Source organism: Coleofasciculus chthonoplastes PCC 7420 (genome assembly GCF_000155555.1).
In the GTDB taxonomy this organism is placed as follows: Bacteria; Cyanobacteriota; Cyanobacteriia; order Cyanobacteriales; family Coleofasciculaceae; genus Coleofasciculus; species Coleofasciculus chthonoplastes_A.
Genome location: NZ_DS989846.1, coordinates 343,125 through 356,192, shown reverse-complemented (window position 1 = coordinate 356,192; position 13,068 = coordinate 343,125). Strand labels below are relative to the sequence as shown.

General features: G+C 45.8%; 10 protein-coding genes. 8 read left to right on the top strand and 2 right to left on the bottom strand.

Annotated elements, in window-relative coordinates:
- Window positions 1-143: 143 nt before the first annotated feature.
- The 4 genes from MC7420_RS37980 to MC7420_RS10555 all read left to right on the top strand — a co-directional run bounded on the left by MC7420_RS37980 (window position 144) and on the right by MC7420_RS10555 (window position 2,857).
- On the top strand, window positions 144-884 hold the full coding sequence (locus MC7420_RS37980) for a hypothetical protein (RefSeq protein WP_006100087.1): 741 nt from the start codon (window positions 144-146) through the stop codon (window positions 882-884).
- A gap of 354 nt (window positions 885-1,238) precedes the next feature.
- Complete coding sequence (locus MC7420_RS10565; RefSeq protein ID WP_232231681.1) at window positions 1,239-1,547, top strand: hypothetical protein; 309 nt, start codon at window positions 1,239-1,241, stop codon at window positions 1,545-1,547.
- A 406-nt stretch (window positions 1,548-1,953) separates the two neighbouring features.
- A complete protein-coding gene (locus MC7420_RS10560; protein ID WP_006100237.1) occupies window positions 1,954-2,397 on the top strand; it encodes a retroviral-like aspartic protease family protein in 444 nt (147 codons plus the stop codon).
- Between the two features lie 184 nt (window positions 2,398-2,581).
- Window positions 2,582-2,857 carry a hypothetical protein gene (locus MC7420_RS10555; RefSeq protein WP_063712007.1) on the top strand — a complete coding sequence of 92 codons (276 nt, stop codon included), beginning with the start codon at window positions 2,582-2,584 and terminating at the stop codon, window positions 2,855-2,857.
- A 597-nt stretch (window positions 2,858-3,454) separates the two neighbouring features.
- On the opposite strand, the gene MC7420_RS10550 is transcribed toward MC7420_RS10555, so the two are convergent.
- Together MC7420_RS10550 and MC7420_RS10545 are read right to left on the bottom strand one after the other, a co-directional pair.
- Window positions 3,455-3,724, bottom strand: a complete 270-nt coding sequence (locus MC7420_RS10550; RefSeq protein ID WP_006100231.1) for a hypothetical protein — start codon at window positions 3,722-3,724, stop codon at window positions 3,455-3,457.
- A 169-nt stretch (window positions 3,725-3,893) separates the two neighbouring features.
- Window positions 3,894-4,163 (bottom strand): hypothetical protein, encoded by a 270-nt coding sequence (locus MC7420_RS10545; protein WP_006100341.1) that lies wholly within the window; start codon window positions 4,161-4,163, stop codon window positions 3,894-3,896.
- A gap of 280 nt (window positions 4,164-4,443) precedes the next feature.
- Here MC7420_RS10545 and MC7420_RS43320 point away from each other — a divergent pair, with 280 nt between their 5' ends.
- The 4 genes from MC7420_RS43320 (at window position 4,444) to MC7420_RS41285 (ending at window position 12,861) form a co-directional block, all read left to right on the top strand.
- Window positions 4,444-11,547, top strand: coding sequence for a calcium-binding protein (locus MC7420_RS43320; protein WP_006100239.1), 7,104 nt, complete (start codon window positions 4,444-4,446; stop codon window positions 11,545-11,547).
- Between the two features lie 661 nt (window positions 11,548-12,208).
- A complete protein-coding gene (locus MC7420_RS10535; protein WP_006100365.1) occupies window positions 12,209-12,457 on the top strand; it encodes a hypothetical protein in 249 nt (82 codons plus the stop codon).
- Window positions 12,454-12,642, top strand: coding sequence for a hypothetical protein (locus tag MC7420_RS41290; protein ID WP_083798975.1), 189 nt, complete (start codon window positions 12,454-12,456; stop codon window positions 12,640-12,642). The genes MC7420_RS10535 and MC7420_RS41290 overlap by 4 nt, the downstream gene beginning before the upstream one ends.
- 21 nt (window positions 12,643-12,663) lie before the next feature.
- The gene (locus MC7420_RS41285; RefSeq protein ID WP_006100356.1) at window positions 12,664-12,861 is read left to right on the top strand and encodes a type II toxin-antitoxin system VapC family toxin; all 198 of its coding nucleotides are present in this window, start codon (window positions 12,664-12,666) and stop codon (window positions 12,859-12,861) included.
- Window positions 12,862-13,068 lie beyond the last annotated feature (207 nt).

The following is a 13,068-nucleotide window of genomic DNA, read 5'->3' as shown; positions in this document are numbered from 1 at the left end:
CTCCTCTCCCCAGTCTATAACCTCGATAAACTTGATTTTCTTGAGATCCCTTTTTTTGAGACAAAGGGGTTTTTGTTTTGACTGTAATGTTATAGCATTATTACAAGCAACTAAGGCATTGAACATTAAAGGAGAAAAAACCCATGACGTATCTACCCGCTGAAACCATTGTCCAGCAAGCCTTGGCGGAATTGGGCATTACCCAACTCCTCTCTTTGATCAAGCGCTACAGTGATATTGACTTCGATGCATCCCAAATGCACCTGACGGATGCTGAAGCCCAGGCGATCGCGAAGCTATTGATCCAGCAGTTGACCGAAAGCCTCAACGGTAAACTCATTGCTGGGACTTTAAATACTCTGCGTCATAGTGAAGAAATGGAGGAATTCACCGAACAATCAGGGCGGGTTTTGCCACCAAGTTGGGTAAAACAATTCCTGTTTGTTTCTAAACCCGCCCCTACGCACTCAAACCTCAAGGATTCTCCCTACGAAGATGATCACAACCCATACCGTTATCCCACCCATTCTGAGCATGAACGAGAACCTCTATCTGTACATAGCCCAACTGGACGCTATAATCCCCAAAAACCCCACAATCCCCGCCCAATTACCCAGCGTGAAAAATACATTATTGACCTGTATTGTTACTGTGAATTAGGGATGACGCCAAGGCAGTTTTATGCCAAATGGGATGTTACTTATGAACAACTTTCTCATATATGTTCCCGTTCTCTGGGAATGGTTCAATGTTGGTTCAACCGAGGTCAAGGGTATCGCCCCCCTCAACCCGTTGATTTGCGCCATTTGGCAATCCTGGATTTTTTGTTAGAGCATTTTGAAGAATTACCCCCATCCCTACTTGATCTGCTTTGTTCCTCTTAACACAGAATCAGGGAGTCTAGAACCCTGATTCTGGGCGGGTTTCGTCACACCTGGGTACAACCAAAAAGATAATTGTGAAACCCGCCCCTACACACTTAATCCGAATGGCACTTAGAGTTTGTAGTAAGCGCTTTAGCGCTTCTCCCAGCTTAAGTCAGCCTTCTTACTCCCCTCTCCCGTGCAAAAAAAGCGAAGCATCCTTTGTCATCCCTCCTTGCAGGGGGGAACGAGGGGGGTTGGGAGAGAGGCTGGGGGTGAGGGCTGGAGACAGGCAGGGACAAAAAACACACATAACTTTACATAAATTGCCTTGACAAACCGTCTTTGCCTGATTTATACCTGTTTGTATACAAAGTGAGAACTAAGTTCCAGGCTATACGCTTGTTTCCGCTTTACCCGAAGCGCGATCGCACGCCAACACCAATCTGTATCCCAGAGGCATCAGTTATGTTATCCCATTCTACTACCCCAAATATCGATGAGTTCTTGCAACGCTTAGAGATAATCCTACTTCAGACGTGGAGTGAGACAGGTTTTGGACATATAGAAGTGAGTAGCGAACGATTTAAGGAGGACAAAATACGTGTGGTGCTTCAGGGTTCAACCCATTACCGTTATGTGATTACGAATCAGGAAGTTGAACAGAAGATGAACGGAACGTGAACAGTTTCTCCAACCCCCTTGGGTTAAAAACCAAGGAACCCTTGATATCCCGTAGGGTGGGCAATGCCCACCAGCATACCAGTCAGTGACATTCAACTTAAGCTGGGTTGTACCTCTATCAGTCATGAAAGCTTTGTAGTTCATCATCTTAGCTAGGTTACGCTAGTAGTGACTAGGCACACCAAAAACCTACGTCAGGGCGGGTTTAATCACATCTAGGTTCAACAGAAACGATAATAGTAAAACCCGCCCCTACACAATCTATCACTCACGCGCCATGGCACGTCTTTACCATCGAGACTTAGTTCCTGTTGATTTTAAAATGATAAAAGTCGATAACTTTCAAACCAAAAGACAAGTTATAATAATAAACGGAATAACTCCGAATTTTAAGGAGAAAGCCACTATGCCAATTAAAACTAGCCACCCAATGGGAAAAGTTTTCACAACTCTGACGATCGTGAATCGAGCCGACCAAATTAGAGCTGAAGATGGGACAATTAGCCCCGAACAAATTCGGTCAATCACACTGGACAATGTATTGGTAGATACAGGAGCAACAACCTTGTGTTTGCCACAAGACGTTATCGCCAAACTCGGACTAAAAATACTCAAAGAAGTAGACGTAGCCACAGCAATGGGCATTGGCAAAGCCCGAATTTTTCAAGATGCTAAACTATCAATGTTTGGTCGGGAAGGAACTTTCGAGTGTTTGGAATTACCCGGCGGTGGCGATGCGCTTTTAGGCGTGATCCCGTTAGAATCGTTGGGGTTAGAAATAGACCTACAAAATCAAACCCTGAAGCCCTTACCCATCAGTCCGACAGAAACCTATTTGACAATATTGTAGACAGCGAGAAAGGGCGCACACTGTCATTAGTGTCAACACGTCTCTACAATCAAGATTCAGTTCCTGTTGATGGGAAACGATGAAAGTTGATAGCTTTATGATACCTTTTGATACCTTCCGGTGGGTTTTTCTGGAGAACGATGCGGTTTAATGGATTCAGTTGGACTTACCAACACCAGTTTGTATGGCAGAGGCATTAGTTATGTTATCCCAATCGACTACCCCGAATATCGATGAATTCCTGCAACGCTTGGAGACAATCCTGCTTCAGACGTGGAGTGAGACAGGTTTTGGACATATAGAAGTGAGTAGCGAACGATTTAAGGAGGATAAAATTCGGGTAATTCTTCAGGGTTCAACCCATTACCGTTATGTGATTACCAATCAGGAAGTTGAACAGAAGATGAACGGGAGTTTAACAGTTTCACCAACCGCATTGGGTTCAAACCCAAGGAACTAAAAGCTCAAGTCGTCTAAAGACGACTACATCTCTAAGCTGAAATGCATTTAAATTGGGTATTAGTAGCGAGCAAGATGCTCGCACTACAAGGATCTCGCAATTCTTGACATTATGGTTTAAATGCCGAACAGCTTAGTCTGAGTCCATTTTAATGGACTTTAGCTTTGAGCCAGAAATTTATTTCTTGGCTCCCCAGTCGGCAAATTGACTGGCTCCCAAGTCAGCCAATTCATGGCTGCCCAGTCAGTAACATTCCTCTTAATTGAGCGACTAACAACGATTGTCAATAAACCTAAAGTTTTCGACTCATAGAGGAATTAAGTGTTAGGATAATATCGTTCGCTGGTGTTAGCCCTCTTGCTTCTAAACTTTTCCCAGCAAGAAGCAGCCCAGAAGCGAATTAAGTCAAAGATAGGGGAAAATCGCATAATTTGTTTCCCCAGTCTGTAAGCCTTATTCCGTATAAGGTTCAGCGAAAAGTTTTGAAGATTGTCTCAGGTGATGTCGCACCAACCGCCTTGGGTTCAAACCCAAGGCTGAAAGCTCAAGTCGTCTAAAGACGACTGCATCTCTAGTCTGAGTCCATTTTAATGGACTTTAGCTTTGAGCCAGAAATTTATTTCTTGGCTCCCCAGTCGGCAAATTGACTGGCTCCCAAGTCAGCCAATTCATGGCTGCCCAGTCAGCAACATTCCTCTTGATTGAGCGACTAACAACGATTGTAAATAAATCTAAAGGTTTCGACTCATAGAGGGATTCAGTGTTAGGATAATATCGTTCGCTGGTGTTAGCCCTCTTGCTTCTAAACTTTTCCCAGCAAGAAGCAGCCCAGAAGCGAATTAAGTCAAAGATAGGGGAAAATCGCATAATTTGTTTCCCCAGTCTGTAAGCCTTATTCCGTATAAGGTTCAGCGAAAAGTTTTGAAGATTGTCTCAGGTGATGTCGCACCAACCGCCTTGGGTTCAAACCCAAGGCTGAAAGCTCAAGTCGTCTAAAGACGACTGCATCTCTAGTCTGAGTCCATTTTAATGGACTTTAGCTTTGAGCCAGAAATTTATTTCTTGGCTCCCCAGTCGGCAAATTGACTGGCTCCCAAGTCAGCCAATTCATGGCTGCCCAGTCAGTAACATTCCTCTTAATTGAGCGACCAACAATGATTGTAAATAAATCTAAAGGTTTCGACTCATAGAGGGATTCAGTGTTAGGATAATATCGTTCGCTGGTGTTAGCCCTCTTGCTTCTAAACTTTCCCCAGCAAGAAGCAGCCCAGAAGCGAATTAAGTCAAAGATAGGGAAAAATAGCATAATTTATTTCCCCAGTTTATAAGCCTTATTCCGTATAAGGTTCAGCAAAAAGTTTTTAAGATTGTCTCAGGTCATGTCGCACGGTTGAGAGGACTGGCACGACTGAGACACAAGGACAAATCAGTCAATATCTGTTAGATACACCAGGCATTTGATGGGTGTGAGTCTCACGAAGCCGGTGAAGTGGATTTAAGTGATCCGCTTCTCCGGCTTTTGTTGTATCGATAGACTCGTCAAATTCACAACACATCGTATTTACACCACAAGAGGGAAAATAATCATGGCTACTGATTTTAACAAAGTATTCACTCAACTCATTGAAGAAGGCGGAAAAATTCGTGTTCTTTACATGAATGGAATTCGGACTACTGAGGATCAGTTTAAGGAGAACCTAATTGGCTTCGACCAAATTTGGAATATTCAGGGTAAACTTGTACTTCCTGAAAAATGTATTTCCAGGGGTTCAATTGATTTGGACAAACAGTATCGAAATACTACGGATAGCACGGGTAATGACTGGTTAGATCTTGGGGTTTTTGTTGGTAAGTTTTTGTTCGAGTATGCTCTATCACAAATTTCTTTTGGAGGTATAATTGAACAAGCAAATAAACATAAGGCACTAAAGAAAAAATTTGAACAACTTAAAAAGGAGGGAAAAGACGTTACAGAGATAGCTGAACAGCTTGATGATCTTAAAGATATTGCTGACTTTTTTGGGACAATCAATACAGGTATTGAGTTAGCTGAGAGTTTTACGAAATTATCAAATCCTGCTGATTTAGTTAAGGATGACGATTTCACGGCGAAAGCAATACTCTTTATTAAGGAGGTTGCTGGTTTTCTTCCAGGTTTCGGAAATATTGTTGATGTAATTGACAGTATGATAGAAGCTGCTCCTGAAGATTTGAAAGAATCTCTAGAACAGTACTGGTATGCAGAGAGTAAATTTCAAGATATAAACAACACATGGACAAACTCTGCACAAGAGTGGTTATCTTCACATGAACACAATCCTTTCGACAATAATTCCTTGATTTTGCTAGGTCACTCTCAGGGAAATTTCTTTCTTGAAGATGGACTAATTGATATGGGCGCTCAAAATGACCCATCTCGTATCAGGGTATTGGCACTCGCTTCACCAACGAGTTATCTAAATGCTGGTGGTCTTAATTTGTACAAGGGTTCTGCTGTTCCAAATAATAACATCAAGAACTCTGGAGATCCTGTAACGTTTCTTCAATTTGAATCAGAACCTTTTGTTTGGGACAAGATTGGTAAAATATTCAATCTATTAGCAGGTATAGGAGGTATAGGACAACATCCACTTGACAAGTATTTGGAACGAGATGACGTTAAAAGTTATCTCAAAGATACCGTCTATGAACTTCACCCAAAGGGTTACTACTTTCCTAGTAGTGATACATTTTTGCGTGATGGTACACAAAATGATGACTGGATAGAAGGAACCTCAGATGATGACACGATTAATGGAAACGAAAGAAATGATGTTTTGCGTGGTCAGGGTGGCGATGATACTTTAGTCGGTGGTTCGGGCTATGATTTTTTAGATGGTGAAGAAGGAGAAGATACAGCCAATTACTCTAGTAGTCCCAATAAAATCAATGTTCGTGCAGAAAAAGTTGATGATCAAGATGTATACAAAGTTAACGATGGCTTTGGTACAGTAGACACTCTGGGAAACATTGAAGTTATTAGTGGTTCAAACCATGATGACATCATGGTCGGAGGTGACTATCAAGACATATTCAAAGGTCAAGATGGCAATGATAACTTCAAGGGAAACGGAGGAGATGATGTATTTTACGGGGGTGCTGGTGATGATCAAGCGCTTGGTGGAAATGATAATGATGACCTCCGAGGAGAAGATGGAAATGACAAATTAAATGGAGAAGATGGTAACGATACTCTGTACGGAGGTACTGGGGAGGATCAACTGGTTGGCGGAAATGGCGATGATTATCTCCACGGAGAAGATGGAAACGACAAATTAAGCGGAGAAGATGGTAACGATTCCCTTTACGGAGGTACTGGGGAGGATCAACTGCTTGGCGGAAATGGCGATGATGATCTCCGAGGCGAAGATGGTAACGACAAATTAAGCGGAGACAACGGTCACGATTCCCTTTACGGTGGTGCTGGAGAAGACTCACTTTTTGGCGGTTCTGGTAATGATGACCTTCGTGGAGAAGACGGTAATGATTACTTAAAAGGAGAAGACGGAAACGATACTCTTTACGGCGGTAATCATAATGATACTCTCCTCGCGGGTACTGGCGAAGACCTTCTCCATGGAGAAGATGGAGACGATATCCTTCATGGCGAACAAGGGAACGATACCTTATACGGCGGGAATGACCAAGACCAACTCCATGGCGGATACAATCATGACATCCTTTATGGTGAAGCAGGCGATGACCAACTTCACGGAAACGAAGGCAATGATGTCCTCTATGGTAATACCGGAAATGACCAACTCTACGGTAATGATGGGTACGACTATCTAGAAGGCGGCGATAACCAAGATTACCTGTCTGGCGGTTATGGTTTCGATACCCTTTACGGTCAAGCCGGAAACGACCAACTCTACGGAAACGCCGGTGATGACTTCCTCGATGGTGGTAGCCACGCTGATCAACTCTATGGTGGCACAGGTCGCGACCTTCTCTATGGTCAATCTGGGAATGATTTCCTCAATGGTGAAGCCGATAACGATGTTCTCGACGGCGGTTCCGGTGTTGATACCTTAGATGGCGGTACGGGAGAAGATACCCTTTATGGTCAAACCGATGACGATTTCCTCTATGGAAATGCAGGTCATGATGTATTAGAAGGCGGTGACGGAAACGACTACCTAGAGGGAAATTCCGGTGATGATATCCTTCATGGTCAAGCCAACAACGACCAACTCTACGGAAATCAAGGGAACGATGAACTCTATGGCGAAACTGGGGATGATTTCCTCATGGGAGAAGCCGGGGATGATCTGATTCATGGCGGTCAGGATAATGATACGGTTAGCTACGAAACCTCACCCAATGGCGTCATCGTTAATATTAACGAATACCGCGACTATCACCATAACCGTAGCGATCGCGCGGCGCAAGAAATTACCGACGCTAACCCCAGTGAATACTATAGCGACCTCGAACCCGATTTTACGATTAACTCCGGAACCGCCATTGACGGATTTGGTACGACGGATACGCTGAAGAACTTAGAACATATCATCGGGTCTGAATTCGATGATATCCTGATTGGCAATTACAAAGACAATCAAATCCAGGCGTTAGCTGGGGATGACCTGATTCTCAGTACCGCCGGAAATGACCAGTTTGATGGGGGGAATGGTACCGATACCCTCAGCTTCCGCCGTGATCCGGGGGGTGTACAGGTGAACCTGGAAACAGGTCGAGTGATGGATGGTTGGGGGGATATGGATATTATTATCCCTCGCCCAGATAATAATTCCCTCTCCACAATCGAAAATGTCATTGGTTCTCGCCATGATGATCAGATAATTGGCGATAATCAAGCCAACTGGATTACCGCAGATAAAGGGGATGATACCCTGGATGGTCAAGCCGGAGATGACTCCCTTTACGGCGAACGCGGCGATGATCAGATTATCGGGGGGTTGGGTCAAGACCGCATCTTTGGGAATCAAGGTACGGATACCATCTATGGTGACTTACAAGGCGTTACCGATCAAGGCGATGCAGATTATATCCGTGGCGGCGATGGGGATGATACGATTCACGCTGGCGGTGGTGATGATTGGGTCAAAGGCGATAGTGGCTATGGCGATGATCTCATCTACGGAGATGATGGCAATGATACCCTAGAAGGCGGTGCGGGTGAGGATTTCATCAGTGGTGGAATTGGAAGCGATCGCATTTTTGGCGATGATGAGGCGGATCAACTCTACGGTGATGCTGGGGATGACCATATTGTTGGCGGTACAGGGGATGACCAACTCGATGGTGGTGCGGATAACGACTATTTAGAAGCCAATGAAGGGAATGACCGCCTTTTGGGTCAAGCTGGAGATGATTTCCTCTCCGGTGGAGATGGAGAAGATTCTCTCTGGGGAGGTGACGATAATGACTGGCTAGAGGGAGAAGCCGGGGATGACTACCTGGCTGGCGAAGCCGGAGATGACCATTTAGAAGGCGCTGATGGGGATGATGAACTCTATGGTCAACAGGGGGATGATCACCTAGATGGTGGAGATGGACAGGATTATCTCATCGGTGGCGATGGCGATGATGTCATCTTTGGACAAACCGGTGAGGATACCCTGGATGGCGGACAGGGTGAAGATGTTCTCATCAGTGGGGATGGTGATGACCTACTTATGGGTCAAGCCGGACATGATATTTTAGACGCGGGTGCGGGTAATGACAGTCTATCCGGTGGCGATGATACCGATTTCCTCTATGGTCATCAGGGTGAGGATACCTTAGATGGCGGACAGGGGGATGATCATTTAGAAGCGGGTGATGGGAATGACCAACTCTACGGACAAACCGGAGATGATCTCCTGGATGCAGGAACAGGGAATGATAATCTGTTTGGCGGAACCGGAAATGATCAACTGTTTGGACGCTTAGGGGATGATTTCCTGGATGCTGGCGCGGGGGATGACCATTTAGAAGCTGGCGCGGGAGATGACTCCCTCTACGGACAAGGGGGAAATGATTTCCTCAATGGTGGTGATGGACATGACCGTTTAGAGGGTGGCGACGGCGATGATGAATTAATTGCTGAAGCTGGAATTGATTACCTAGACGGCGGTTCTGGTGATGATAGTCTCAGTGGCGGTGATGATCATGACCAACTTTTGGGTCAGGCGGGGAATGATACCCTCGATGGCGGTTCTGGCGATGATAATCTAATTGGTGGTGATGATCAGGATCAACTTTTGGGTCAAGCCGGAAACGATGACCTGGATGGCGGTTCTGGCGATGATTTGCTACTGGGTGGTGATGGGAACGATGACCTCTATGGACAATCTGGTAATGACACCCTAGACGGTGGCGCAGGTCAAGATAAACTCTATGGTGATGACGGAGACGACGAACTTATCGGACAAGCCGGGGATGACTATCTAGAAGCCGGAGACGGGAATGACCTGTTATCTGGTGGTGAGAATAACGATAAACTCTACGGAGAAGCTGGGGATGATACCTTAAATGGCGGTAGCGGCGATGACCGTTTAGAAGCGGGAGAAGGAGATGATCAGTTATCTGGTGACGCGGGTTTTGATTACCTGGACGGCGGTTTGGGAAATGACCAATTAGCAGGTGGTGATGATAACGATCGCCTTTATGGTCGCCAAGGGAATGATACCTTAGATGGCGGTGCTGGGGTAGACTATCTCAATGCCGGGGAAGGGGAAGACCAAATTCTCGGTGGCGCGGGAAATGACCAACTCTATGCTGATGCTGGCAATGATACCTTAGCTGGGGGTGCAGATAATGATTACCTGGATGGGGGTGCAGGTGAAGACCTCCTCAGTGGTGATGATGGGAATGACCAACTCTATGGTCAACAAGGCAATGATACTCTAGAGGGTGGCACTGGCGACGATTATCTAGAAGGCGGAGATGGGGAAGACGACCTCACGGGTGGTACTGGAAACGACCGTCTCTATGGTAAACGCGATCGCGATACTCTCAACGGTGGCGATGGTAATGATCTCCTGGATGGTGGCGATAGCAGTGACCAACTTAATGGAGATGACGGCAATGATACCTTATATGGTCGCGCTGGATTGGATACCTTAACGGGTGGTGTCGGAAATGACGCCCTTTGGGGTGGTGATGATGCGGATATGTTATCCGGAGACGCGGGAACTGATGTCCTCCAGGGTGGTGATGGGAATGATCAGTTATCGGGGGGTGAGGGAAATGACCGCCTCTACGGGAATGCCGATAATGATACCCTAGAAGGCAATACTGGCAATGACCTCCTCAACGGGGGTGCGGGTGATGACCACCTGCTAGGGAATGACGGATTTGACCGCCTCTATGGAAAGAAAGGGAATGACTGGTTAGATGGCGGGGATGGAAGTGACCAACTTCGGGGTGAAGCCGGTGATGATACCTTATTTGGACAAGCCGGAACCGACTATTTAGACGGCGGTTCTGGGGATGACCAACTCTATGGTGGCACAGGACGCGATCGCCTCTACGGACGTCAGGGTGAAGATGTCCTCGACGGTGGCGCAGATCATGACCTATTGCAAGGCGGTTCCGGGGATGACCAACTCTATGGTCAAACGGGTAACGATATCCTGAATGGCGGTCGTGGTGATGACCTAGTTTGGGGCGGTGATCACAATGATACCCTAGACGGTGGAACAGGGGATGACTATCTGGATGGCGGAAGTGGCGATGATCAGATTAATGGCGGTGGCGATAATGACCAAATTTTCGGTCAATCCGGTATTGATATCTTAAACGGCGGTTCTGGTCATGATTACCTAGAAGGCGGCTTAGACAATGACCAGCTTAGCGGCGATCGCGGTAACGATCAACTCTATGGTCAACAAGGCGATGATTCCCTAGAGGGGAACGCCGGAAACGATTACCTAGAGGGCGGTGTAGGCAATGATACCCTAGCAGGCGATCGCGGCAATGACCAACTTTATGGTCAAGACGGTGACGATATCCTCAATGGTGGCACCGACGATGATTATCTAGATGGCGGTGCGGATAATGACCAACTTCTAGGCGGTAAAGGCAATGATCAACTCTATGGACAAGCTGGAGATGATCTATTAGATAGTGGCGAGGGTGACGACTATTTAGAGGGAGGTTCCGGAGATGACCACCTTTTAGGCGGCAAAGGCGATGATCAATTATACGGTCAACAGGGAACAAATTACCTGGATGGTGGTGCCGGTCATGACTACATCGAAGGCGGTGATGGGATTGACACCCTGTTCGGACAATCCGGGGATGATTATCTGATTGGCGGTGACGGCGATGACATCCTCGATGGTGGTTCCGGTTACGACTGGCTAGAAGGCGGCGCAGGAAATGACCAACTCTACGCGGGTAGTGGCGATGACATCCTCGATGGTGGTGCTGGGAATGACCAACTCTATGGCGGAAATGGCATGGATACCTTCATTCTCGGTTCTGGCGCAGGTGCAGATACCATTTTCAACTTTACCGTTGGCATGGATTGGATTGGTTTAATGGGTGGAATTACCTTTAATGATCTGTCAATTAGCCAAGGAACCAATAGCCAAGAAAATGACACCTTGCTCACGATTCAGGACAGTGGTGAACAGCTTGCCACCTTAACCGGAGTTCAAGCAAACACCCTCACCCATTTCGACTTTACGATTATCTAGAACCGCGATTAGTTTAACACAGGGACACGATAGTATCGTGTCCCTACAACTGATCAGGTTTGAATTGTCAGTCAAAGGGACATTGACCCAAAAAAGACCAAATTAGGGCTTGACTTTCTTGCTAATTTTATGTATTTTTATAGAATGGGAAAATGTGCCGTCCTATAGACCCCAATTAACCTTAACCAAACCATTTCTCGTAGGGTGGGTTAGGCGGTACTTAATTGAAAAAAAATCCTTTAATTCGCTATCCAACCTAACCCACCGAGTTATCGTTGGCAACAGGTAAACCAAGGAAGAGGGCGAGTCGATAAAATTAATGCCTCTCCCCGTCACGATAGTGCAGCGACTCGCCCCTACCAAGTTGTTACAAGGTTACAGGATTACAGGACACAGGACACAGAATACAATAAAATAAATATCAGGTTAGGAATGACCTAAATTTCAAATCTAGAGGGTGCTATGATGACCATCAATCAAAGCTTACAGCGTCTGATATATGGAAGCGCGATCGCAAACTACCCCGCCATCCCCGACGTGCTAAGAAATGTTAACAAGCCTCAAACTCTTACTGTTCCCTGTTCCCTGATCCTTCCTAATCTCAACCGTTAACTTTAATTGTGTCCGACTACTTAAGTCATTAATGGAGGACGACTGACTCATGAATAGTTCAGAACTAAGAACCAAAGTTTTGCAAGAAATCCAGAGTGTTCCCGATGATAAACTGATTGAACTATTAGAGCTGATTCATACATTCCGACTACGTTCAGAACCTGCCCATTCTCCCAGCCAACTGATCATGAAATTCGCAGGTTGCTGGCAAGATCTACCCAACGAAACCTATACTGACTTCTTAGACGACATTTCCCAGCGCCGTCAGCAAGCATTTCAACAGAGGCAAAACCGATGAAGCCAGCCTTAGTTGACACTGACATTCTATCCATGTTTTTTCGCGGCAATCCAGCCGTCGTTTCTAATGTTCAGACCTATCTGAACAAATATCGTAAAATCAACCTCAGCATTATTACCTACTACGAAATTCTCAGTGGCTTAAACCATCGCGACGCCCACAAGCAACTTGCCTTATTTCTATAATTTGCCACTCAAAACACCGTTTTGCCCCTCACCCAAACATCTGTCACCCTTTCAGCAGACTTCTATGCTAGCCTGCGAAAAGATGGAACGCCTGTCGATGATATTGATCTGTTAATTGCTGGTACTACAGTTGCCAATAATCTAGTTCTCATTACCCACAACCAGCGTCATTTTAGCCGAATTGAAGGGCTAGAATGGCAAGACTGGAGTCAATCTTGACGATGATCACGAAGGGAGATCGGGGAAATCGCGGCGAAAAAAATAGAATTAGTGCTTGACTTTCTTTCTGATTTTAGGTAATTTTATATCATGGAAAAATATGCCGTCCTATAGACCCCGATCACCCGTAAACCGTAGGGTGGGTTAGGCGGGATTAAATCCCAGAAACAAACCATTTAATTAACTATCCAACCTAACCCACCGAGT